Annotated in this window: 23 protein-coding genes; 13 read left to right on the top strand and 10 right to left on the bottom strand. The window is 71.6% G+C overall.

What is annotated here, in order from left to right:
* Positions 1-258 precede the first annotated feature (258 nt).
* Together ACIQMX_RS01120 and ACIQMX_RS01115 are read right to left on the bottom strand one after the other, a co-directional pair.
* Positions 259-516 carry a WhiB family transcriptional regulator gene (locus ACIQMX_RS01120; RefSeq protein WP_003953983.1) on the bottom strand — a complete coding sequence of 86 codons (258 nt, stop codon included), beginning with the start codon at positions 514-516 and terminating at the stop codon, positions 259-261.
* 318 nt (positions 517-834) lie between these two features.
* On the bottom strand, positions 835-1,803 hold the full coding sequence (locus tag ACIQMX_RS01115) for a diacylglycerol kinase family protein (RefSeq protein ID WP_363066412.1): 969 nt from the start codon (positions 1,801-1,803) through the stop codon (positions 835-837).
* Positions 1,804-2,048: 245 nt separating this feature from the next.
* Here ACIQMX_RS01115 and ACIQMX_RS01110 point away from each other — a divergent pair, with 245 nt between their 5' ends.
* Complete coding sequence (locus ACIQMX_RS01110) at positions 2,049-2,432, top strand: hypothetical protein (RefSeq protein ID WP_363066658.1); 384 nt, start codon at positions 2,049-2,051, stop codon at positions 2,430-2,432.
* Positions 2,433-2,494: 62 nt separating this feature from the next.
* On the opposite strand, the gene ACIQMX_RS01105 is transcribed toward ACIQMX_RS01110, so the two are convergent.
* From ACIQMX_RS01105 to ACIQMX_RS01095, 3 genes are all read right to left on the bottom strand, one after another.
* Entirely contained in the window at positions 2,495-3,475 is a 981-nt protein-coding gene (locus ACIQMX_RS01105; RefSeq protein ID WP_402474263.1) for an RNA polymerase sigma factor SigF, read from the bottom strand.
* Positions 3,472-3,885, bottom strand: coding sequence for an anti-sigma regulatory factor (locus tag ACIQMX_RS01100; RefSeq protein ID WP_067163834.1), 414 nt, complete (start codon positions 3,883-3,885; stop codon positions 3,472-3,474). The genes ACIQMX_RS01105 and ACIQMX_RS01100 overlap by 4 nt, the downstream gene beginning before the upstream one ends.
* Positions 3,886-4,115: 230 nt before the next feature.
* On the bottom strand, positions 4,116-4,376 hold the full coding sequence (locus ACIQMX_RS01095; RefSeq protein ID WP_363066410.1) for a UBP-type zinc finger domain-containing protein: 261 nt from the start codon (positions 4,374-4,376) through the stop codon (positions 4,116-4,118).
* Positions 4,377-4,411: 35 nt separating this feature from the next.
* Between ACIQMX_RS01095 and ACIQMX_RS01090 the strand changes: the two genes are divergently transcribed.
* Entirely contained in the window at positions 4,412-6,010 is a 1,599-nt protein-coding gene (locus tag ACIQMX_RS01090; protein ID WP_363066408.1) for a Na+/H+ antiporter, read from the top strand.
* On the opposite strand, the gene ACIQMX_RS01085 is transcribed toward ACIQMX_RS01090, so the two are convergent.
* The 4 genes from ACIQMX_RS01085 to ACIQMX_RS01070 form a co-directional block, all read right to left on the bottom strand.
* Positions 5,989-6,921, bottom strand: coding sequence for a pyridoxal-phosphate dependent enzyme (locus ACIQMX_RS01085; RefSeq protein WP_363066406.1), 933 nt, complete (start codon positions 6,919-6,921; stop codon positions 5,989-5,991). The genes ACIQMX_RS01090 and ACIQMX_RS01085 overlap by 22 nt on opposite strands.
* Positions 6,922-6,961: 40 nt before the next feature.
* A complete protein-coding gene (locus tag ACIQMX_RS01080; RefSeq protein WP_363066404.1) occupies positions 6,962-7,552 on the bottom strand; it encodes a peptidoglycan recognition family protein in 591 nt (196 codons plus the stop codon).
* Positions 7,553-7,700: 148 nt separating this feature from the next.
* Positions 7,701-8,897, bottom strand: coding sequence for a globin domain-containing protein (locus ACIQMX_RS01075; RefSeq protein WP_402474259.1), 1,197 nt, complete (start codon positions 8,895-8,897; stop codon positions 7,701-7,703).
* Positions 8,898-8,990: 93 nt separating this feature from the next.
* The gene (locus ACIQMX_RS01070; RefSeq protein WP_363066400.1) at positions 8,991-9,440 is read right to left on the bottom strand and encodes an Rrf2 family transcriptional regulator; all 450 of its coding nucleotides are present in this window, start codon (positions 9,438-9,440) and stop codon (positions 8,991-8,993) included.
* A 166-nt stretch (positions 9,441-9,606) separates the two neighbouring features.
* Here ACIQMX_RS01070 and ACIQMX_RS01065 point away from each other — a divergent pair, with 166 nt between their 5' ends.
* The 5 genes from ACIQMX_RS01065 to ACIQMX_RS01045 all read left to right on the top strand — a co-directional run bounded on the left by ACIQMX_RS01065 (position 9,607) and on the right by ACIQMX_RS01045 (position 14,784).
* Entirely contained in the window at positions 9,607-11,013 is a 1,407-nt protein-coding gene (locus ACIQMX_RS01065; RefSeq protein WP_363066398.1) for a family 2B encapsulin nanocompartment shell protein, read from the top strand.
* A 141-nt stretch (positions 11,014-11,154) separates the two neighbouring features.
* Positions 11,155-12,201 carry a family 2 encapsulin nanocompartment cargo protein polyprenyl transferase gene (locus ACIQMX_RS01060; RefSeq protein WP_402474256.1) on the top strand — a complete coding sequence of 349 codons (1,047 nt, stop codon included), beginning with the start codon at positions 11,155-11,157 and terminating at the stop codon, positions 12,199-12,201.
* A gap of 345 nt (positions 12,202-12,546) precedes the next feature.
* On the top strand, positions 12,547-13,215 hold the full coding sequence (locus ACIQMX_RS01055; RefSeq protein WP_363066394.1) for a DUF6304 family protein: 669 nt from the start codon (positions 12,547-12,549) through the stop codon (positions 13,213-13,215).
* Positions 13,216-13,429: 214 nt separating this feature from the next.
* The gene (locus ACIQMX_RS01050) at positions 13,430-14,422 is read left to right on the top strand and encodes a DUF1648 domain-containing protein (RefSeq protein ID WP_402474254.1); all 993 of its coding nucleotides are present in this window, start codon (positions 13,430-13,432) and stop codon (positions 14,420-14,422) included.
* A gap of 2 nt (positions 14,423-14,424) precedes the next feature.
* A complete protein-coding gene (locus tag ACIQMX_RS01045) occupies positions 14,425-14,784 on the top strand; it encodes a GntR family transcriptional regulator (protein ID WP_363066390.1) in 360 nt (119 codons plus the stop codon).
* An 82-nt stretch (positions 14,785-14,866) separates the two neighbouring features.
* Here ACIQMX_RS01045 and snpA read toward each other — a convergent pair whose 3' ends face one another.
* Positions 14,867-15,547, bottom strand: a complete 681-nt coding sequence (snpA, locus tag ACIQMX_RS01040) for a snapalysin (protein WP_363066388.1) — start codon at positions 15,545-15,547, stop codon at positions 14,867-14,869.
* 258 nt (positions 15,548-15,805) lie between these two features.
* On the opposite strand from snpA, the gene ACIQMX_RS01035 reads away from it, so the two are divergent.
* From ACIQMX_RS01035 to ACIQMX_RS01010, 6 genes are all read left to right on the top strand, one after another.
* Positions 15,806-16,756, top strand: coding sequence for a LysR family transcriptional regulator (locus ACIQMX_RS01035; protein WP_363066386.1), 951 nt, complete (start codon positions 15,806-15,808; stop codon positions 16,754-16,756).
* Positions 16,757-16,888: 132 nt separating this feature from the next.
* Complete coding sequence (locus ACIQMX_RS01030; protein ID WP_402474250.1) at positions 16,889-17,902, top strand: NAD-dependent epimerase/dehydratase family protein; 1,014 nt, start codon at positions 16,889-16,891, stop codon at positions 17,900-17,902.
* Between the two features lie 251 nt (positions 17,903-18,153).
* Positions 18,154-19,500 (top strand): choice-of-anchor A family protein, encoded by a 1,347-nt coding sequence (locus tag ACIQMX_RS01025; protein ID WP_402474248.1) that lies wholly within the window; start codon positions 18,154-18,156, stop codon positions 19,498-19,500.
* Positions 19,501-19,589: 89 nt separating this feature from the next.
* Positions 19,590-19,946 (top strand): DUF952 domain-containing protein, encoded by a 357-nt coding sequence (locus ACIQMX_RS01020; protein ID WP_402474246.1) that lies wholly within the window; start codon positions 19,590-19,592, stop codon positions 19,944-19,946.
* Positions 19,943-20,875 (top strand): SDR family oxidoreductase, encoded by a 933-nt coding sequence (locus tag ACIQMX_RS01015; RefSeq protein WP_402474243.1) that lies wholly within the window; start codon positions 19,943-19,945, stop codon positions 20,873-20,875. The genes ACIQMX_RS01020 and ACIQMX_RS01015 overlap by 4 nt, the downstream gene beginning before the upstream one ends.
* A gap of 30 nt (positions 20,876-20,905) precedes the next feature.
* A complete protein-coding gene (locus ACIQMX_RS01010) occupies positions 20,906-21,520 on the top strand; it encodes a nucleotidyltransferase domain-containing protein (protein ID WP_402474241.1) in 615 nt (204 codons plus the stop codon).
* The last annotated feature ends 13 nt before the right edge of the window (positions 21,521-21,533 follow it).

Here is a 21,533-nt window from a genome sequence, read left to right as displayed (position 1 = left end):
CCCATCCCCGCCCGCGCCGAGAAACGGCGCGGGCGGACGTACGCTCGTCCGCGCGTAGCACGTACGAACGTGCTTCCCGCCCGCGCTCACGACTGGCGCGTGGGGGCGCACAGCAGAGAGCCCGGACCGTTGGTAACGGTCCGGGCTCTCTGGTCAAGCATGCGCTTCGTGGGGTACTGCGCGCTGCGACTCGGGGGGCGGGGTGATGCGTACGCTCTGTACGCGCCGCCTGGCTGAGGTTCGTAGCGGTGGCGTCGGTCAGGCGCTGGCGTTACGCGCCCGGTTGCGAGCGGCACGGCGCTTCATTGCGCGGCGCTCGTCCTCGCTGAGGCCACCCCAGACGCCGGAGTCCTGGCCGGACTCGAGCGCCCACTGCAGGCACTGCTCCATGACGGGGCAGCGACGGCAGACGGCCTTGGCTTCCTCGATCTGCAGCAGCGCAGGACCGGTGTTGCCGATGGGGAAGAACAGCTCCGGGTCTTCCTCACGACAAACGGCGTTGTGACGCCAGTCCATGGCTGCTACCTCTCCTTGGTATACGTACTGTGGCTTGTGAATGTGAACGCTTTCACGAACCCCTCCGTACGTGTAGGGCCGACGCCCAGATGAACTGGTTGTGGTCCTGTGTGGTGAGGAGGGATTCTGGCTCTCAGTGGAGGCCGTTGTTGCGGGCCGTCCCGATCGCCATGTAGAGATTCCCAAACCTCGGCGACGGATACAACCCCTTCTGGAAAGTTTTTTTTGATTCCTCGGTGTCGGCTAGGTCACAGCCGTACTTCTAGAGGGTGGAAGCCAGTCCAAACGTTCGAGTTAAAGGACTTTGGTCCCTTCCGCTCACACAATCACACGCAGTGCACGGCGTACGCCTGTGAACGTCACACTTGTACGCAGCCCCAGGTGGTCACCGTCCATCTGGAGGGGCAGTGGGGCCTTTGAATGCAAGGTGAAGTCCGTGAGGTCATGCAGTGAAACGGCGTGCTTGCCGCGCGGGCCCTTTTCCGGGCTGGAAGTCAGCAGCTGTGTGGCGTACCGGGTGACGGCCGGGGTGGACAGTCGGTGCAGGCCGAGGACGTCCAGGGCGGTGTCGAACGACGCCTTCGGGGAGGCGTAGATCGGCCGGTTCCCCAGGTATGTCCAGGGAGCCGTGTTGCAGATTATGGAGAGCGCGAGGTCGGTGACCGGGTCCTGGCCGGGTACTTCCAGCGTGATGATTCCCTGTCGCCGATGCGGCTCCTCCAGGAACTGCCGCATCACCTGGCGCACGTACAGCGCATGCGTCGAACGCTTGCCGCGCTCGCGCTGTTGTTCGACACGGCCGATCACGCCGGCGTCGAATCCGAGGCCGGCGCAGAAGGTGAACCATCGCTCCGGAACCGATTCGTCCTCCGTGCCGGGGGTGCCGGCCGCCAGGCCGAGGCCCACCGTCCGTTCGGTGCGGTTGGCGAGTGCGTCCAGGATGGCGCCGGTCGCCTCCACCGCGTCGTTCGGGAGGCCGAGCGCCCGTGCGAAGACATTGGTCGAGCCGCCGGGAACCACGGCGAGTTTCGGCAGGTTGTCGATGTCGGGGCCCTTGTGGAGCAGGCCGTTCACGACCTCGTTGACCGTGCCGTCACCGCCGAGCGCGACCACGAGGTCGATGTCGTCACTGTCGGCGGCCCGTCGTCCCAGGTCACGGGCGTGCCCGCGGTACTCCGTGGACACGGCCTCCAGCTTCATCTCGCTGGCCAGTGCATGAATCAGCACGTCACGGGTCCGCGCACTGGTGGTGGTAGCAGCTGGATTGACCACAAGAAGTGCGCGCATGGCTGCCAGACTACCTACCGCGAGGTATCGGCCTGAAGTCCTGCCCGGATGCCTTCACGCTGTGTGACGGCATGGGCGCGGTGCGCCGGTCCGTGCGGGATGAGCCTCCGGCCGGCCGGTGGCGTTCCGACCCCGGCTTCACTTTCGGGTGCCGGGGATGCCAACCTGCAAGGGTGAGTACTCAGCAGAACGCGCCCTCGCCGACGCCCTCGGCCCAGCCGCCGAAGCCGGCCAGGCTCACGCTCGTGGCCGGGCTCAGCGCCCTCGAAGGGGCGGCCCTCGTCATCGGCGGGGTCTCCATGCTGGTGATGGGGCTGCTCGGCAGCCCCGACAGCCCGCAGCAGGCCGAAATGGGCGGTCTGACGGTGATCGCCCTGGGGCTGATCCCGCTCTTCGCCGCCCGCGGGCTGCTTCAGCGGCGGAGCTGGAGCCGTGGCCCCGCGCTCATCACGCAGATCATCGCGCTGCCGGTGGCCTGGACGCTGCTGCGGTCCCAGGGGGCGCTGATCCCGGCCGGCATCGTGCTCGCCGCGGTGGCGCTGACCGCGCTGTTCCAGCTGGCCCGCCCGGCGACCATCGAGGCGCTCGGCATCCGCAGGCCGGGCGCGACGCCCGACGCGGACGCCTGAGGCGCGGTACGGCAGCCTCGGGGCCGGCCGGACGGGTGGCGTCCGGCCGCCCCCTCGCCCGCCTACTCCTCGACGAGCAGCCGCTCGCGCAACTGGGCCAGGGTGCGGGCCAGCAGCCGGGAGACGTGCATCTGAGAGATGCCGACCTCCTGAGCGATCTGCGACTGGGTCATGTTGCCGAAGAAGCGAAGCAGCAGAATCCGCTTCTCGCGCGGCGGCAGGTCCTCCAGCAGCGGCTTGAGCGACTCCCGGTACTCGACACCCTCCAGCGCCTCGTCCTCGGAGCCGAGCGTGTCCGCGACCGCGGGGGACTCGTCGTCCGTGTCCGGCACGTCCAGCGAGAGCGTGCTGTACGCGTTGGCCGATTCCAGGCCCTCCAGGACCTCTTCCTCGGAGATGCCGAGCCGCTCCGCCAGCTCGTGCACCGTGGGCGAGCGGCCGTGCTGCTGGGAGAGCTCCGCGGTCGCCGTGGTCAGCGAGAGGCGCAGCTCCTGGAGCCGGCGCGGCACGCGCACCGCCCAGCCCTTGTCGCGGAAGTGCCGCTTGATCTCGCCGACGACCGTGGGGGTCGCGTACGTGGAGAACTCGACGCCGCGCTCCGGGTCGAACCGGTCCACCGACTTGATCAGGCCGATGGTCGCGACCTGGGTCAGATCGTCCAGGGGCTCGCCGCGGTTGCGGAAGCGCCGCGCCAGGTGCTCCACCAGTGGCAGGTGCATCCGCACGAGCCGGTTGCGCAGCTCCGCCTTCTCGGGTGACCCGTCCGGGAGCTTGCCCAGCTCGATGAACAGCGCCCGCGCCCCGCTGCGGTCGTGTGGATCGTGGTGCCCGTGTTCGCTCATCTGGCCCGCCCGCTCCGCCTGCGACTTCTCCACCGCGACCGTAGTGCCGGCGGGCCCTTCGGCCCCGTCCACCGCACGGGGCAGGTCCGCCCCGTCCACCGGATGAGGCAGGGCCTGCTGTTCCGGGATGCCCGCTGCGCGCACCACCCCTGGTCGGATCGTCTCGTCCCGCACAGGACCGTCCCCGTTCCCGTTGCTCACGCCGGCCCGGGTCCCGCGCCGCGCTGTTTGTACAGGCTGATGCTGACCGTACGGTCATCGGCGACCGAGGAGTCGACCTTTCCGGCCAGTGCGGAGAGCACCGTCCAGGCGAACGTGTCGCGCTCCGGGGCCCGGCCGTCCGTCGTCGGGGCCGAAACCGTCACCTCGAGAGAATCGTCGACGAGCCGGAACACGCAGCTGAGGACGGAACCCGGCACGGCCTGCTGGAGCAGGATCGCGCAGGCCTCGTCGACCGCGATGCGAAGATCCTCGATCTCGTCGAGAGTGAAGTCCAAACGCGCTGCGAGACCGGCCGTGGCCGTACGCAGCACCGACAGGTAGGCACCCGCAGCGGGCAGCCGGACCTCTACGAAGTCCTGATTCCCGGGCTCGCCTGCGATCTGGGACACCCTCACCTCCAAGGTGGCACAAACTCTTCGAGGATCCGGGAAGAGTCGCCCGGAGCCATGCGGTACGTCTTCGGTTCTTGGTCCGGCGACGCTATCGCGATCCATGATGCCGTGTCGCCGGGACCCGTCCCATGACTGTCACTCATGGTAAGCCCATGAGCACACACAGTGGCTAGGGGTCTGCGGCAGTCAATTACGAACAACAGGCGCCGGTTTGACGTACCCAGACGTCAGACGATCGAACCGTCCTCGAAGCACCAGCGCCAGCTCTCGCCGGCCTCGAAGCTCCGCATCACGGGGTGACCGGTCTCCTTGAAGTGCCCCGTGGCGTGCTGCCGGGGCGACGAATCGCAGCAGCCGACATGGCCGCAGATCAGGCAGAGTCGCAGTTGCACGGGGTGGGTGCCCGCCGCCAGGCATTCGGGACAGGACTCGGAGAGGGCTGCGGGCTCGGGGCGCGGCAGGTCCGGTACATGCGGGCACTCGCTCATGATGGCCAGGTTACGACGGATGCGAGGACCGTGAGATGGACGCATTGCCACTGGTGGCACTGGTCGCGGCGAGTGCGGCAACGGCCGGCCTGGCCCGCCGGACGCCGGTGCCGGCCCCCCTGTTGCTGGTGGCCCTCGGGCTGATCGGCTCGTACGTGCCCGGGGTGCCGACGTACACCCTGGACGCGCACATCGTGCTGCCGCTCCTGCTGCCACCGCTGCTCTACACGGCGGCCGTGGACAGTTCGTACCTGGACCTGCGGGCCAACATCCGTCCCGTCGCGCTGCTCTCCGTCGGCTACGTGCTGTTCGCCACCGTCGCGGTGGGCTGGCTGGCGTACCGGCTGGTGCCCGACCTGCCGCTCACGGCCGCGCTGGTGCTGGGCGCCGTCATCGCCCCGCCGGACGCCGTCACCGCCGCGGCCATCGCGCGCCGGGTCGGCCTGCCCGCCCGGGTCACGACGATCCTTCAGGGCGAATCCCTGGTGAACGACGCCACCGCGATCACCGCCTACAAGGTGGCGCTCGCCGCGGCCGTGGGCGAGGGCATGAGCTGGGGCGGCGGGATCGGCGAGTTCCTGCTGGCCTCGGTCGGCGGTGTAGGCGTCGGACTGGTCCTCATGGTCCCGCTGCACTGGCTCCGTACGCACCTCAAGGAACCCCTGCTCCAGAACACGCTGTCGCTCCTGATCCCGTTCGTCGCGTACGCGGCGGCCGAACGCGTGCACGCCTCCGGGGTGCTCGCGGTCGTCGTGGTCGCGCTCTATCTGGGCCACCGGTCCTGGCAGGTCGACTTCGCCACCCGGCTCCAGGAGGCAGCCGTCTGGAAGATGGTCGCGTTCATCCTGGAGTCCGCCGTCTTCGCCCTGATCGGCCTCCAGTTGCCCTTCGTGCTGAAGGGGCTCGGTACGTACGCCGTCGCCGAAGCCCTCTGGTACGCGGTGGCGGTGTTCCTGGCGGTCGTCGTGGTGCGGTTCATCTGGGTCTATCCGGCGACCTATGTGCCCCGCCTGCTGTCGAAACGCATCAGGGAACGCGAACCCGAGACCGACTGGACCTCGCCGCTGATCGTCGGCTGGGCCGGGATGCGCGGCGTCGTCTCGCTCGCCATCGCCTTCTCGATCCCGCTGGTCACGAGCGACGGCGAGGCGTTCCCGGCACGCAACCTGGTGCTGTTCCTGACGTTCACCACGGTCATCGGCACCCTGGTGATCCAGGGGCTCACCCTGCCGGTCATGGTGAAGGTCCTGAAGCTGCCCGGACGCGACCGGCAGGCAGAGACGCTGGCCGAGGCGCAGGCGCAGAGCGAGGCGTCCACGGCCGCCGAGGCGCGCCTGGAGGAGCTGCTCACCGACCGGCGCAACTGTCTGCCCCAGCCGCTCACCGACCGGCTGCGCACCGTCCTGGAGCGCCGCCGCAACGCCGTCTGGGAGCGCCTCGGGGCGGCCAACCCGGTGACGGGCGAGTCGGCGGACGACACCTACCGGCGACTGGCCGGCGAGATGATCGAGGCCGAGCGCGAGGTCTTCGTACGGTTGCGGGACGAGCGCCGTATCGACGACGAGATGATGCGGACGCTGCTCAGACGCCTCGACCTGGAGGAGGCCGCCGCCTACCGGGAGGAGTCGGACTGATCGTCCGGGCGTCCCGTGATCACGGCCGCGACCGTGGTTCCGGCGGCGAACGCGCCCTCATCGGCCAGCACGGTGAGCGCGTAGAGGAGTTTGGCCACATAGAGCCGTTCGACCGGCAGCCCGTGGCGGTCCTCGAAGTCGTCGGCGAACGCGTGCAGGGCGGGTGTGGTGCGGGCGTACCCGCCGAAGTGGAAACGTTCGTCCAGGGACCAGGTGCCGGCCGGTCCGCCGAACGCATCCCGCTGGAGGTCCCGGACCGCTTCCCCCAGGAAACCGCCGCGCAGGACCGGGACGCCGAGGGCGCGTTGCCCCGGGGCCAGTCCTGCGGCGAGTCCGGCGAGGGTGCCCCCGGTGCCGCAGGCCACGGCCGCCACGTCCGCCGTCCCGCGCAGCTCGCGGCCGAGCTCTGCGCAGCCCTGTGCGGCCACGGCGTTGCTGCCGCCCTCCGGGATGACCTCGCACTCTCCGTAAGTGCTCAGCAGGGCCGCCAGGACCTGCGGATCGGTCTTCTCGCGGTACGTCTTGCGGTCCACGAAGTGCAGCCGCATGCCGTCGGCCGCGCACCGGGCCAGCGAGGGGTTGAGCGGGCGGTGGGCGAGCTCGTCGCCCCGGACCACGCCGACGGTGCGAAAGCCCAGCAGCCGGCCCGCGGCGGCCGTGGCGCGCAGGTGGTTGGAGTAGGCGCCGCCGAACGTCAGCACGGTCCGGCCGGCTGCCGCGCGGAGGTTCGGGGCGAGTTTGCGCCACTTGTTGCCCGGCAGATCCGCGTGGATCAGGTCGTCGCGCTTCAGGAGCAGCGTCACGCCGTGACGCGCGAAGCGCTCGTCCCGGGCCGGCTGCAGGGGTGACGGGAGCGCCGGCCGCAGCCGGGAGAGGGCGGGGTCCTGTCCGTCGGGAGGCGTGGAGAGCATGGCTTCATTGTGGCCGCGCTCCGGCCGGAGCCGCCCCGGACTACTTCAGGCGGTCGTGGATCCGTGCCCGCATGGAGGTCATGGAGAAGCCGCGCGGGTCGACCTTGCCGGGCTGCCACTCGCGGTGGCCGATGACCGACCGGGAGTTCCAGCCGTGGTGGCGGCAGACCGCGGCCGCCGCCTTCTCGATGGCTTCGAGCTGAACGGCGGGCCAGGGGTCCTCGCCGTCGCCGAGGTTCTCGCACTCGAAGCCGTAGAAGTGCCGGTTTCCGTCGGTGTTGGCCTCGTTGTCCGACGGCAGGCGCTTCTCGGCGATGACGGCGCGCAGCACGTCGTCGTCGCCGAGCCCGGCGTGGTTGGTTCGCCCGTAGCCGACCAGGTGGACCCGGCCGTCCTTGGCGATGACGCCGTGGCACAGCGGCCCCGGCAGCGCCGGGTGGCCGTCGCGGCAGATCCGGACGGTGGCGGCGGTTCCCCTGGTGACCGTGTGATGGATCATCACGCCGTTGACCGGCCCCCAGGGGCCCTTGTGGTTGCGGTTGTGGGTGCGCCAGTCGCCGACCTGGACGACGGTGAGCCCCTCGTCCTTCAGGGCGTCGAGAAAGGTGCTCGCGGACATGGGTGAGGACATGGCCGACTCCTTCGTGCGTGGGGGAGTGTGTCCGTACGGCGCTTTTACCCGACGGACGGTGTCCCGGACCAGTCACGGGGAGATTCCGGGGCCTTGTTCGGACGGTGTGCGAGCCGATCCGGTCATTCCCGCGAGCACCGGCCGCCTCTCAGCCCTGGGCGAGCCACAGGTCGGGGCCGAACACCTCGTAGTGGATGTCCGCCGCCGGGACGCCCTTGGCGAGCAGCTGGGTGCGCACGGCCCGCATGAAGGGCAGCGGGCCGCAGAGGTAGGCGTGCGTGCCGGACGGGATGGCCACGCCGGCCAGGTCGACGAGACCGGTGCGGTCCGCGGGGTGGCCCTGCTCCGGGTTCTCGTACCAGAAGTGCGCCGAGGCGTCGGGAAGTTCGGCGGTGAACCGGGCGTGGTCGGCACGCAGCGCGTGGTCCGCGGGGGAGCGGTCGCCGTGCACCACGGTCACCGGCGCGTGGTGGCCGGTGTCCGCGAGGTGCTCCAGCATCGACAGGATCGGGGTGCAGCCGATGCCCGCCGAGGCGAGCAGGAGCGGGGCGTCGGCGGACTTCAGTACGAGGTCGCCGTACGGGGCCGAGATCCGGAGCCGGTCGCCGGGGCGGGCCTGGGCGTGGAGGTGCCGCGAGACCTCGCCGTCGGGGGCGCCGGCGCCGTGCACCCGCTTGACGGTGAACGAACGGAGCGCCGATCCGGGGGCGCTGGAGAGGCTGTACTGGCGTATCTGGCGTGCCCCGTCGGCGAGTTCGACCTGCACGGACACGTACTGGCCGGGGCGGAAGGCGGGGGCGGGGGCGCCGTCGGCCGGACGGAGCTGGAACGTGGCGACGTCCGCGGTCTCCTCGGTGCGCGAGACCACCTCCCAGTCGCGCCAGACGTCGCCGGCGACGACGCCCTGCTGTGCGTACAGCCGCTCCTCGATGGCGATCAGGGCGTTGGCCATCAGCCAGTAGACCTCGTCCCAGGCGGCCGCGACCTCGGGCGTCACCGCGTCACCGAGCACTTCGGCGATGGCCGCGAACAGGTGGGTGTGCACGACGTCGTACTGGGCGGCCGTGACGCCGAGGGAGGCGTGCTTGTGCGCGATGCGGTCGAGCATCACGTCGGGCCGGGTCCCGGGGTGCTCGACCAGCTGGGTCGCGAACGCGGCGATGGAGCCGGCGAGCGCCTGACGCTGGGCGCCGGAGGCCTGGTTGCCGCGGTTGAACAGGTCGCGCAGCAGCTCGGGGTGGGCGTCGAACAGCTTGCGGTAGAAGAGATCGGCGATGTCCCCGATGGCCGCGCCGACGGCGGGAAGCGTGGCACGGACGGTGGCGGTCGACGGCTCGGAGAGCATCGTTAACTCCTCGGATTCAGAATTGGCATCTCAGATGCGCATTTAAAAGCAGTGTAGGAACCGGGCTGTGGGCCCGGTGCGGCGGGGGTCGGTTCAGTCGTCCGCGGGCGGTCTGCTGCTGATGCCGATCAGCAGCGGGCCGGTCGGGGAGGAGACCAGTTCGGTGACGGTGAGCGGGTCGAGCGAGGCGTAGAACGCCTCCGAGGCGGCACGCAGGGCGTGGCGCAGCCGGCAGTCCGACCGCAGCGGGCACGGGGTGGCGCCCTCGCACTCGACGACGTCGCCCGGGCCCTCGAGCTCGCGGACGAGCCCGCCGATGGAGCCGGAACGGCCGGCCGGGGTGAGGGCGAGTCCGCCCCCGCGGCCCCGTCGCGCCTCGATCAGGCCGAGGTGCTGGAGGCGGGCCACGACCTTCGCGGCGTGGGAGTACGGCACCTGCATCGTCGCCGCCACCTCCCGGGTGGTCGGCGGGTCCTCGTTGTCCACGACGGCCAGACGCATCAGCACCCGCAGTGCCACGTCGGTGAATCTCGTCAGCCGCATGGCCGTCACGGTAGGTGGATTTGCATTCCGTATGCAAATTAACATCGCGCAGCGTTGTGCCCAGCCCAAAGCCCGATTAGTCACACTCTTTTGTGTAATGGCGTGGCGAGTCCGCATGCTGAAAGGTTCTTCTCGCAGGTCAGCCGATGAATCGAGAGGACGACAGATGTCCGTTGGCGAAGAGGTTCAGAACGTGCAGATGCCGCCGCAGCAGAGTCTTGGTACGGCAGCCGCGCGGAACCTCGCGACGACCACCAAGTCCGCTCCGCAGATGCAGGAGATCACCTCACGGTGGCTGCTGAAGATGCTTCCGTGGGTCCAGGTGCAGGGCGGCACGTACCGGGTGAACCGCCGGCTGAGCTATTCGGTCGGGGACGGCAGGGTGACCTTCGTACAGACAGGGGACCGGGTCTCCGTGATCCCGGCCGAGCTCGGTGAACTCCCGGCTCTGAGGGACTTCGGGGACGAAGAAGTGCTCGCCGAGCTGGCCAGGCGGTGCGAGCAGCGCGAAATTCCCGCCGGACAGCTCCTGGCGACGGCGGGCGAGGCGGCGGACCGGGTCTTCCTGCTGGCGCACGGAAAGGTCGAGAAGGTCGGCACCGGGCCCTACGGGGACGAGACCGTGCTCGGAGTCCACGCGGACGGCGCCTACTTCGGAGACCACTCCCTCATCGAGGGCGACGCGCTCTGGGAGTACACGGCCCGCGCCGTCACGGCGTGCACGGTCCTGACCCTGAGGCGGGCCGATGTGCTCAACCTCGCCGAGCGGGCCGACTCGCTGAGCAACCATCTCGCCGGGCTGCTCGCCATCCCGCAACAGCGCACGAACAAGTACGGCGAGGCGGAGATCGACCTGTCCGCCGGGCATGTCGGCGAGGCCGTCGTCCCGCACACGTACGTGGACTACGAGGCCGCGCCCCGCGAGTACGAACTGAGCGTGGCCCAGACGGTTCTGAAGGTCCACAGCAGGGTTGCCGACCTCTACAACCAGCCGATGAACCAGACCGAGCAGCAGTTGCGGCTCACGGTCGAGGCGCTGCGTGAGCGCCAGGAGCACGAGCTGATCAACAACCGGGAGTTCGGCCTGCTCAACAACTGCGATTACGGGCAGCGGCTCCAGCCGCACGACGGGGCGCCCACCCCCGACGACATGGACGAACTGCTGTCGCGCCGCCGTGGATCGAAGCTCTTCCTCGCGCATCCCAGGGCCATCGCCGCCTTCGGACGCGAGTGCAACAAGCGCGGTCTGGTGCCGGAGAGCGTGGATGTCGGCGGGCACCACGTGCCGGCCTGGCGCGGGGTTCCGATCTTCCCGTCCAACAAGATCCCGGTCACGGACGCCCGCACCACGTCGATCATCTGCATGAGGACCGGCGAGGCCGAACAGGGCGTCATCGGCCTCCAGCAGACGGGTATCCCGGACGAGATCGAGCCCAGTCTGTCGGTTCGCTTCATGGGGATCGACGAGCAGGCGATCATCTCCTACCTCGTGACGGCCTACTACTCCGCGGCCGTCCTGGTCCCGGACGCCCTCGGTGTCCTGGAGAACGTCGAAGTCAGCCGCTGGCGGTGAGTCCGCGGGGTCCCGGGCCCGCCGGGTCCGGGACCCCGCCGGCCGCAGCCGGCACACCCACAGCAACCACCCACGTTCCCGGCCGCCGGGGTGAAAGCCACCGGGGCCGGGGACGGCAACGACCGGGGTGACCGATTGACCATGACCCGTACCGACGCCGCCGCCACCGAGGGCAACGAGGCCGCGGCGCTCCTGGAGTACACCCGGACCCTCGTCGATCCGCATCTGCGGGCCGCGGTCGCCTCACTGCCGGGATCGATCCGGCGCGTGGCGATGTACCACTTCGGCTGGGAGCACGCCGACGGCAGCCCCGCCGCGGGCGGCGCCGGCAAGGCGATCAGACCCGCGCTCGTCCTGGCCGCGACGCGTGCGCTCGGCGGCGATCCCAGAGATGCCGTGCGGGCCGCCGTCGCCGTGGAACTGGCCCACAACTTCACCCTGTTGCACGACGACGTCATCGACGAGGACCGTACCCGCCGCCACCGGGCCACGGCCTGGACCGTCTTCGGTGTTCCCGACGCCGTCATCGCGGGTGACGCCATGCTCGCCCTCGCCCAGCGGCTCCTGGCCGAGGATCCGCGTGCGGTGTCGGCCCGCGCCTCGGCCCGGCTCTCCACCTGTGTCATCGAGCTGTGCGCGGGCCAGCAGGCGGACTGTGCCTTCGAGGAACGCGGGCCGGACGAGGTCACGCTGGACGAGTGCCTCACCATGGCGACGGCGAAGACGGGAGCGCTGCTCGGCTGTGCCTGCGCGCTGGGCGCGCTCTACGCGGGAGTGGAGGAGCGCGCGGTCCAGGCGATGGACGGCTTCGGCCGGGAGGCCGGACTCGCCTTCCAGCTCATCGACGACCTGATCGGCATCTGGGGCGACCCGGCCCAGACCGGGAAGCCGGTCGGCGCCGATCTCGCGGCCCACAAGAAGTCGCTGCCCGTGGTTGCCGCGCTGACCTCGGGCACCCCGGCGGCGGCGGAACTCGCCGCGCTCTACCGGGGCCCGATGAACACCGCCGGTGAGGTCGTCCGCGCGTCCGACGCCGTCGACCGGGCGGGCGGCCGCGACTGGGCCCAGGTCTGCGCCGCGGACCGCATGGCACGCGCGGTCCACCACCTGTCCCGGGCCGTGCCCGATCTCTCGGCGGCGGGCGATCTCCTGGCCCTGGCGGAGTTCGTCACCCGCCGGACGCATTGAACGGAGGGGGAGGGCACTGAACGGAGGGGGAGGGCACTGAACGGAGGGGGAGGGCGCTGAACTGATGCGGACGCGCTGAACGGAAGGGAGCCGGAAGCACCGAGCGGAACGGGGCCGGACGCGATCGGACGCGCTGAGCGGAACGGGTCGGACGCGCTGAGCGGAGAGGGGCGCGCCGAACGGAGGCGGAAGCGCTGAACGGAACGGAGCCGGACGCACCGCCCGGAACGGAGCCGGACGCGCCGAACGGAGGTGGACCCGAGATCGGCCGAGGTCACAGGGGCCGGGCGGCGAAGTGGAGGGCGGCACGGGGAGTGTCCGAGCCACGGGCTACAGTCCCTGCCCATGACAGATGAGTCGTGGGCAGGGTGGTACCGGGACCGACAGGGCTCCGATGCCGTCATCCTCACCACCGACGGGCAGCAACTCCGGCTTCGCATCAGGGGCGTCGACTTCGAGGGCAAGAGCTTCGACGCGCTGTGCCCGGTCGCGGGCATGCCGCCGGAGAGCGGAGTGTTCACCCTTGCCGACGGGGTGCTCAACGACTGCGTCCTGGAATGGGACCTGCCGTTCCCCGTCACCGCGGACGGCGCGGTCCATCAGGCAACACTGAGCTGCCTGTTGTCGCTCCGCAGGCCCGACCCGTATCTCTCGCTGGAGCTGCGCTACGGCGGCGCGGCCTTCCGGTCCCATCGGGCCGAGAGCGACTTCGGTGCCGCGCTCGCCACCATTCAGCGCTCCCTGCCGCCCGGGATCCGGCTCCAGACATGCATCGCGTGCGCCTTCTCGGACTACTTCCCGGCACCCGGACGAGGCCTCTCCGGCGGCCTCGCCTGCTTCCGCGGTGCCAAGGACGCCTACCGCGGGGCAGCCGGCGAGGACGACGTCCTGGACCTGTGGGACCGGCGCAGCGGATTCGTCCAGGAGGTCTGGAGCTGCCGTGAGTTCGAGCCCCGCCCGGACGCGGGCGCCGGCACCGGCCACCGAGGCGCCTTCCCGCTCGAAACGGCCTGACCGCAGCGGCGGACGACCGCCGCCGCGGCCCGCATGACCCACCCCGCACTCCCCCCGCCATCACCTGACACCCCTGACCTGACACCCCCTCAACCGGCCCGACGGCATGCCGCCGTCGGGCCGGTTCGTCGTTCCGCCCGCACAGGCGGGCTGCCGTAGGACCGCGTTGCCCTGCCTTCATTGTTCTACTAGCATGCAAACAATGGAGGTTTTCATGAACCGGAAGAACACCGCCCGTGCGGCTCTCGCCGCTCTGCCGTTCCTGCTCGCCCTCGCCGCCGACCTGATCCTCTTCGCCACCCGTCGCGACCGCCTGCCCGCCCAGCTGGCCAGCCACTTCGTGGGCAACGGCCGGGCGGACGACTACGCGGGCCGCACCTCCTACGTCGTCGTCACCACGGTGCTGCTCCTCGGTACCGGCGTGCTGTGGGCCCTGATGGCCGCCCGGGGAGGGTTCCACGGCCGGGCGTACAACAGGGTGGTCGCCTGTGGCTACGCCGTCGCCGCCTTCCTGGGCTACCTGATGGCGGTGGTCCTGCTCGTCAACGTGGACGCCTCCCAGGACGCGCAGGGCCGTGCCCAGGACGTCTCGTTCCCGATGTGGCAGCTGGCCGCCGCCCTGGGGGCCGCCGCGCTCGCCTTCGGCCTGGGGCTGGTGCTCGCCGCACTCGGCCCCGTACCGGAGGAGCCCCCGTCGGACGGGACGGCACGAGGATCGGCGGGCGGGGAGCGGATCGCGCTGGCCGCCGGGGAGGTGGCGGGGTGGGCGCGCAGCACCGGGAACCGGTGGCTGCTGCCCGCGGCGGCGCTGACCTGCGCCGGAGGTGTCGTGCTGCTGTTCACCGTGGGCTGGAGCGCCGCGGTTCCGGCCCTCCTGATCGGGCTGCTCCTGCTGGCCTTCGCCCGTCCGAACGTGGCCGTGGACCGGCGGGGGATCACCGTCTCCGGGATGCTGCCGTGGCCGCGCGTCCGGGTGCCGCTCGACCGGATCGAGACGGCGGCCAGCCGGGACATCAGGCCGCTCGCCGAGTACGGGGGCTGGGGCTACCGCATCCGGCCGGGGCGCACCGGCGTCATGATTCGTTCCGGTGAGGGGATCGTGGCACGGTTGGCCGACGGCCGGGACTTCGCGGTCACGGTCGACGACTCGGCGACGGCTGCCGCGCTCCTCAACACCCTGATCGACCAGCGCCGAACGGAACACTGATCATGCTCTTCAGGGTCGACCCGACCTCCACCGTGCCGCTCGGCGACCAGATCGCGGCCTGTGTGCGCCGCGCCGTCGCCGACGGGGCCGTGGCCCCCGGTGAACGACTGCCCGCCGCCCGTGCGCTCGCCGAATCGCTCGGCGTGAATGTCCACACGGCCCTGCGCGGCTACCAGCGGCTGCGCGAGGAAGGGCTGATCGAACTGCGGCGCGGCCGGGGCGCGGTCGTCGCGGACGGTGCCTCCCCGCACCGCGCCAGGCTGCTGGAGCGGGTGCGCGAGATGGTCGGCGAGGCGCGTGGACTCGGCATGACGGAGGACGAACTGGTGGCCCTGGTCCGCCGCGAGCTCGCGGCCGGATGAGAGCCGCGGCGCGCACGCGACCGGCGAAGGGCCACCCCGTCCTGCGGGGTGGCCCTCGTCTCGTTCCCGTGGAGCGGCGCGGTCAGGAACCGCTGCGGGCGAGGGCGGCCGCGAAGCCGTTCTGCCAGAGGTAGTTCACGTTGTTGCGCTCAGTGGAGTTCGGATACGGGTTGGTGCACGACGGGCCGGGGCCCCCGCCCGACATCAGCTCGCTGCACGGGCCCGAGTAGTGGTCCGGCAGGCCGAGGACGTGGCCGGTCTCGTGGGTCGTCACGCGGGTCGAGTCGTACTGCTGGTTCTGTGCGTAGTCGAGGAAGATGTATCCGTTGCCGTGCCCGTCCGTACTGGCGTACGAGCCGCTCGGGTCGTTGCCCTCGTAGTACGCGAAGTCGGCGTTGGAGCCTTCCTGCAGCCGGACGTTGGAGACGGAGCTGTTCCAGATCTGCGCGCTGTTGGATATCTCCGAACGGAAGCTCGGCGCGTTCGCCGCGCTGTAGACGATGGTGACGGCCTGGACGCCCGGGTGGGCGGCCCGCTTCTCGGCCACCGACTTCGCCACCGCCTCGAAGAACGCCTTGTTGGCGGCGGCGCTCTCGTGCGATCCGGCGTGGGAGGTGTACGCGGAGTGGACGGCGGGCGCGGATGCGGGGGGAGCGACGGGCGCCGGGGCCGCGGAAGCGATCGCCGGGGCGGTGCCCAGCGCTGCGGCGAGGCCGAAGCCGAGGCCGGCCACGGCCGACATGATGGTCCTGGGGTGTCTCATGGGGGGTTCTCCTGCCGGTTACCTGCCAGGGGGACCCCGCCCGGTCAGCGGACACGGACGGGGGCGGTACGCAGTGAGTGTCGGGGAACGCGGCCCCGCGCGGATAATGCCAACCGGCGATAGCGCCGCCCTATCGCCCGGCAGCGTCCCGCGGGCGCACCGCGGACGCCGGTCGGGCCAACAGCCGGTGAATTGGCATCATTTGATGAGGTTGCGGCGTCTGGTGCGGTGCGACTCCGCCGTCCTACCCTCGGCAGCATGGAGCTTGAGGTGAGGCACCTCAGGGCGCTGTGCGCCATCGCCGACACCGGCAGCCTGCACCGGGCGGCCCGCAGACTGGGCGTCAGCCAGCCCTCGCTCACCACCCAGCTGCGCCGGATCGAGAACACGCTGGGCGCCGAACTGTTCAGCCGCGAACGCACCGGCTGCCGGCCCACCCTGCTCGGCCGCGCCGTCATCGGCCGCGCCCGGCCCCTCGTCGACGGCATGAGCGCGCTCGTCACCGAGGCGAAGGCGGAGGCGGACGCCGCCCGGGCCGGCGGGCCGCGGCTGCGGATCGGCTGCACCGCCAGCCGGGTCATCGGCGGCTGGCTGCGCAGACTGCGGATCCGGCTGCCGGGCACGGACATCTCGCTGATGGTCGACGTCTCGGCCCGCGCACTGCTGCGCGCGGTCGGGGCGGGCCGGCTCGACGTCGCCTTCGTGCACGAGGTGGAGGGTTGCCCGCTGCCCGTTCCCGAGGGGCTGGAGCAGCGCGTCCTGCTGGACCGCGAACCGCAGTTCGTCTCCATGGCCCGCGATCATCCGGCGGCCGCCCTGCCCGTAGTCGACCTGGCCGACCTGGCCGCCGACCGGTGGATGGTCGATCCCACGGTCGACGGCGAATGGGACGGCCTGCGCCGGGTGTTCGGCGCCGCCGGTGTCGCGCCGACCGTGCTGCACGGCGACTACCTCACGGCCGCCTCGCTCATCGTCCTCGGCGAGGCGGTGGCGCCGTGCCAGCCCACCTCGGGCCCGCGCGACGACATGGCGATCCGCCCGCTGCGCGACGACCCGCTCGCCGTCCGGCTGCTGCTGGTCTCCCGGCCGGGCGCCGACATGACGGTGGTGTACGGGGAACTGGAGGCCGCGTACCGGGAGGCGGCCCGGCGGGCAGCCGGGTATCACCAGTGGCTGCTGCGCCACCGCAGCCCGCTCGCCCTCTCCTGAGCCCGGGCCCGCCGCCGCCCGGGGCGGGGTGTCCGGGTGAGCCGTGCCGGAGCCGGGACGATTGCGCCGACAGCGATTCCGCCGAGAGCGAGGACCGCTCCGGACCGGGGCACGGGAGGGCAGAGTCGGGGCATGAGGCTTCTGATCCTGGGTGGTACGGAATTCGTCGGCAGGGCCGTCACCGAGGCCGCGCTCGCGCGGGGCTGGGACGTCACGGTGTTCCACCGCGGGCGTCACGCGCCGCCGCCCGGCGTGGCCGAACTGCTCGGCGACCGCACCGAGGAGGACGGCCTCGCGGCGCTCGCCGGGGTCACCGGGCCGGGTGACGGGACGTACACCTGGGACCTGGTCGTCGACACCTGGAGCGGTGCGCCCTCGGCGGTACGGGACGCGGCCCGGCTGCTCTCCGGCCGCGCCGCGCACTACACGTACGTCTCCAGCCGGTCGGTGTACGACTACCCGGCACCGGCGGGCCTGCCCGAGGACGGCCCGCTGGTGGAGGGCGCCTCGCCGGACGCCGGCGGCGACGTCCCGTACGCACAGGCCAAGCTCGGCGGTGAACTGGCCGTGCTGGACGCCTTCGGGGACCGGGCGCTGCTGGCCCGCGCGGGGCTGATCATCGGCCCCTGGGAGAACGTCGGCCGGCTGCCGTGGTGGCTGACGCGGATCGCGCGCGGCGGCCCCGTGCTCGCGCCCGGCACACCGGACCTGGACGTGCAGTACATCGACGTCCGCGACCTCGCGGAATGGCTCCTGGACGCCTCCGGTCAGCGCCTGCACGGCCCGTACAACCTGGTCAGCCGTCCAGGGCACACCACGATGGGCGGGCTGCTGAACGCCTGCGTACGGACCACCGGTTCCGACGCGGAGCTGCGCTGGACCGACGCCGAGCGGATCCTCGCGGCGGGCGTGGAGCCGTGGACGGATCTGCCGGTCTGGCTGCCGCCGGGGGAGCTGTACGACACGCTCCACCAGGGCGATGTCAGCAGGGCGTACGCGGCGGGCCTGCGCTGCCGTCCGGTCGAGGAGACGGTGGCCGACACCTGGGCCTGGCTGTGCGCGATCGGCGGTACGGCTCCGCAGCGCGCCGACCGTCCGCTGAAAGGCGTCGACCCGGCGGCCGAGGCGAAGCTGCTGGCCGGCTGACGACGGCAGCCACCGCGACGACGGCAGCACCGCGACGGCGGCAGCCCTCCGAGGCCGTCGGGGGACGAGGGCCATCGGGGGACGAGGGCCGTCGGGGACGAGGGCCGTCCGGGGGCGAGGGCCGTCGGCGGGTGTGGGCAGTCGGCGGATGAGGCCGACCGCCCGGCGTGGCATGCCCTCCTCAGTGCCCCATAAGCTGCATATTGCGCTATATGGGAACGAAAATGCGCAGAAGCGGTAAAACCCACCGCGTGGCGGTGACGGTGGCAGCGGCGGCGGCCATGGTGGGGGCGCTCGCGCCTGCTGCCGCCGCCGACCCGCTGCCCGGCGGGCTCGGCCCGTGTCTCGGGGACGACTGCCCTCCCACCTGGCCGGATCCGAACAGCGACCCCGTCATCTACCACGACAGCAACATCAACATCTTCGTCGGCGGCGACTACCTCGTGAGGGAAGCCGCCGCCGAGGCCGAGGGCAAGATCGTCACCCTTGGGCAGTTCGACATGAACAAGCGGCAGGGCGTCTCGCAGATCTACAACGTCGGCGTCGCGGGCGGAGGATCACAGGTACCGCCGCCGGACGGTTCCGACTACCTGACGGTCGGCGGCGATCTGACCGTCGCGAACGAGCAGCGCCTCCTGGCCGAGGAGGGCTCCAACCACGGCGTGGTGCGCTACGCCCAGGGCCTCAGCGGGACGGTGATCCCCGACCCGGTCCACGACGCCGACGCCACCGATCCGTACACCGCGCTGCGCGACCAGCTGACGGCGGCCAGCCACTGCTACGCGTACGACGACAACGAGGACCACCGGCGCCCGGCCAACGGGACGGTGGAACAGACCGGCTCGGAGACCTACTTCAACGGCGACGGCACCTCCGCCCTCCAGGTCTTCGAGCTGGACGCCGATCTGATGACGGAGTCCGGCGGTCAGGAGGGCATCGTCTTCCGCGACATCCCGGACGGCGCGACGGTGCTGGTCAACGTCTACGGCACGACCCGCAACATCAGCACCTACATGGGCTCGCTGCCGCAGTCCGGACTCCGCGAGCACCTGCTGTGGAACTTCCCGGACGCCACCACGATCGGACTGAAGGGCACCGGGCAGTTCCAGGGCAGCGTGCTGATCGGCCAGCAGTCCAGCCTGGCGACGGTCGCGATCAGTGGCACCAACGGCCGTTTCTACAGCGCCGGTTCGCTGACCCATACCTCGGAAGGGGAGTCGGGCGGGCAGGAGCTGCACGCCTACCCGTTCGACGGCGATCTGCCGGACTGCGGAGAGGAGCCGTCGCCGTCACCGACCCCGACGGACTCGCCGTCACCGACCCCGACGGATTCACCCACACCCAGCCCCACGGACTCGCCCACGCCGACGCCCACCGACTCCGACAGCCCCGGGCCGTCCCCCTCGGAGTCGACGCCGGCCCCGCACCCCACCCCGACCGACAGCGGTCGGCCCGGACCGCCCCACCACGGCGGACAGCTCCCGGACACGGGCTCGCGCGGCGGTGAATGGGTGATCGGTGGAATCGCGGCCGCCCTGCTCGTCGCCGGCTCGGCGGCCACGCTCATCGCCCGCAGGACGCGTCGACGCGGGCACTAGGCCTTTGGTTCGGATCGTTCGGATCGTTCGGATCACGCCGGGCTCGCGGGGTCCGGCCTGATCCAAACGGAAGACCCTAGTTTTGACCCATGACCGAACTGCTGCACCTGACCGAACGCCCGTTGTGGGAGGCGGCCCGCGGGACCGGGACGTACGAGATGTCCACCCGCGGCCGCACCCTGCACGAAGAGGGCTTCATCCACTGCTCACTGCCCCACCAGCTCGCCGGTGTGGCCGAGTTGCTGTACGGCGCCGGGAGCGGGGCCGGAGCCGGTGACCAGGACCTGGTGGTGCTCGTCATCGACACCGGACGGCTCCAGGTGCCCGTGCGATACGAGTCGCTCAGGCCCGGTGGCGAGGAGTTCCCGCACATCTACGGACCGGTTCCGGTCGGGGCGGTCGTGGAGGTGCGCCCCTGGCCGTACGAGAAAGGCAACCTCTCATGAGCCCCACAGACCCCACGCAGGATTCCGAAGGCGTCACGAACGGCCCGCTCACCGCCGTCACGGGGGCGAGCGGCGCGCTCGGCGGCCGGGTCGCCCGGCGGCTGACCCGGGCGGGCGTCCCCGTACGGCTCCTCGGCCGCGACCCGTCCCGGCTGCCCGAACTGCCGGGCGCCGACATCGCACCGCCCGCGCCGTACGGGGACGGCGAGGCCATGCGCCGCGCCCTGGCCGGGGCGCACACCCTGTTCCTCGTCTCGGCGCACGAGAGCCCGGACCGCGTGCACGAGCACACCACGGCCGTGGACGCGGCGGTCGCGGCAGGCGTCGAGCGGATCGTGTACGTCTCCTTCCTCGGCGCCGCACCGGATGCGACGTTCACCTTCGCCCGGGACCACTGGGACACCGAGGCCCACATCCGGGTCTCCGGCGTCCGGCACACCTTCCTGCGCGACAGCTGGTACCTGGCCGGCCTCCCGGCGATGACCGGCACCGACGGAGTCCTGCGCGGACCGGCCGGTGACGGCAGGGTCGCCGCGGTGGCCCACGAGGACATCGCCGACGCGGCGACCGCCGTCCTGCTGTCCGGCACCGACCCCGCCGGCCCGACGCACGACGGGCTGACGTACGACCTCACCGGGCCCGAGGCGTTCACCCTCGCCGAGGCCGCCGAGGAACTGGGCCGGGTCACCGGACGGACCGTCACCTACGTGCCGGAGACCCGGGAGGAGGCCTACGCCTCGCGGTCCGGCTACGGCGCGCCGGACTGGGAGGTGGCCGGCTGGGTGACCTCGTACGAAGCCATCGCGGCCGGGGAGATGGCCACCGTCTCCGATGCCGTGGCCACCCTCACGGGCCGTCCGCCCATGAGCCTGGCCACGTACCTCCGCGAGCACCCCGACAGCTACCGCCACCTCCTCACCGGCGGCTGAGCGGCCGGGCCGACGATCCGACGGGAACCGATGCGCACGGAAACGCCCTGGGGCCCCTGGGAGCCGATGTCCCTCGCCGCCGCCGCGGACCTGCTCGCCCCGCTGCGCACACCGTGGTGGATCGCGGGCGGGTACGCGGTCGAACTGGCCGTGGGCCGCGCGTTCCGGGACCACGGTGACATCGACGTCCTCCTGTTGCGCCGCGACCAGCTCGCCGTCCAGCGGATCCTGCCGGACGGGCAGTGGTGGGCCGCCGATCCGCCCGGCACCCTGCGCCCCTGGCTCCCCGGCGAGATCCTCCCGCCGAGGGTCCACGACATCTGGTGCCGGCCGGGCGCGGGCGAACCGTGGCGGATGCAGTTCATGCTCGACGACGTGGAGGACGGGGACTGGGTGTTCCGCCGCGACCCGAGGATCCGTCTCCCGCTGGAACGGCTCGGCCGGGTCTCGGGCGACGGCGTGCCCTACCTCGCGCCGGAGGTCCAGCTCCTCTACAAGGCCAGGTCCCGGCGGCCCAAGGACGAGCAGGACTTCGAGGCCGCACTGCCCGTGCTCGGCGAGGACGGGCGTTCCTGGCTTACGGAGACGATCACCCTGGCCGAGGGCGCCGGCCATCCCTGGGCGGCCCGCCTGCGGGCGAACTGAGAGCACTCACCGG

Origin of the sequence: Streptomyces sp. NPDC091416 (assembly GCF_044756845.1) — a bacterium.
In the GTDB taxonomy this organism is placed as follows: domain Bacteria; phylum Actinomycetota; class Actinomycetes; order Streptomycetales; family Streptomycetaceae; genus Streptomyces.
Note: the sequence above shows the minus strand (reverse complement) of the source record. Positions and strands in the feature narration are given on the sequence as shown.

Excerpts from the sequence above, each read along its gene's own strand:
- ACIQMX_RS01120 (WP_003953983.1), bottom strand. The coding sequence starts at position 516 with ATGGACTGGCGTCACAACGCCGTTTGTCGTGAGGAAGACCCGGAGCTG.
- ACIQMX_RS01115 (WP_363066412.1), bottom strand. The coding sequence starts at position 1,803 with ATGCGCGCACTTCTTGTGGTCAATCCAGCTGCTACCACCACCAGTGCG.
- ACIQMX_RS01095 (WP_363066410.1), bottom strand. The coding sequence starts at position 4,376 with ATGAGCGAGTGCCCGCATGTACCGGACCTGCCGCGCCCCGAGCCCGCA.
- ACIQMX_RS01090 (WP_363066408.1), top strand. The coding sequence starts at position 4,412 with ATGGACGCATTGCCACTGGTGGCACTGGTCGCGGCGAGTGCGGCAACG.
- ACIQMX_RS01085 (WP_363066406.1), bottom strand. The coding sequence starts at position 6,921 with ATGCTCTCCACGCCTCCCGACGGACAGGACCCCGCCCTCTCCCGGCTG.
- ACIQMX_RS01080 (WP_363066404.1), bottom strand. The coding sequence starts at position 7,552 with ATGTCCTCACCCATGTCCGCGAGCACCTTTCTCGACGCCCTGAAGGAC.
- ACIQMX_RS01075 (WP_402474259.1), bottom strand. The coding sequence starts at position 8,897 with ATGCTCTCCGAGCCGTCGACCGCCACCGTCCGTGCCACGCTTCCCGCC.
- ACIQMX_RS01070 (WP_363066400.1), bottom strand. The coding sequence starts at position 9,440 with ATGCGGCTGACGAGATTCACCGACGTGGCACTGCGGGTGCTGATGCGT.
- ACIQMX_RS01065 (WP_363066398.1), top strand. The coding sequence starts at position 9,607 with ATGTCCGTTGGCGAAGAGGTTCAGAACGTGCAGATGCCGCCGCAGCAG.
- ACIQMX_RS01060 (WP_402474256.1), top strand. The coding sequence starts at position 11,155 with ATGACCCGTACCGACGCCGCCGCCACCGAGGGCAACGAGGCCGCGGCG.
- ACIQMX_RS01055 (WP_363066394.1), top strand. The coding sequence starts at position 12,547 with ATGACAGATGAGTCGTGGGCAGGGTGGTACCGGGACCGACAGGGCTCC.
- ACIQMX_RS01050 (WP_402474254.1), top strand. The coding sequence starts at position 13,430 with ATGAACCGGAAGAACACCGCCCGTGCGGCTCTCGCCGCTCTGCCGTTC.
- ACIQMX_RS01045 (WP_363066390.1), top strand. The coding sequence starts at position 14,425 with ATGCTCTTCAGGGTCGACCCGACCTCCACCGTGCCGCTCGGCGACCAG.
- snpA (WP_363066388.1), bottom strand. The coding sequence starts at position 15,547 with ATGAGACACCCCAGGACCATCATGTCGGCCGTGGCCGGCCTCGGCTTC.
- ACIQMX_RS01035 (WP_363066386.1), top strand. The coding sequence starts at position 15,806 with ATGGAGCTTGAGGTGAGGCACCTCAGGGCGCTGTGCGCCATCGCCGAC.
- ACIQMX_RS01030 (WP_402474250.1), top strand. The coding sequence starts at position 16,889 with ATGAGGCTTCTGATCCTGGGTGGTACGGAATTCGTCGGCAGGGCCGTC.
- ACIQMX_RS01020 (WP_402474246.1), top strand. The coding sequence starts at position 19,590 with ATGACCGAACTGCTGCACCTGACCGAACGCCCGTTGTGGGAGGCGGCC.
- ACIQMX_RS01015 (WP_402474243.1), top strand. The coding sequence starts at position 19,943 with ATGAGCCCCACAGACCCCACGCAGGATTCCGAAGGCGTCACGAACGGC.
- ACIQMX_RS01010 (WP_402474241.1), top strand. The coding sequence starts at position 20,906 with ATGCGCACGGAAACGCCCTGGGGCCCCTGGGAGCCGATGTCCCTCGCC.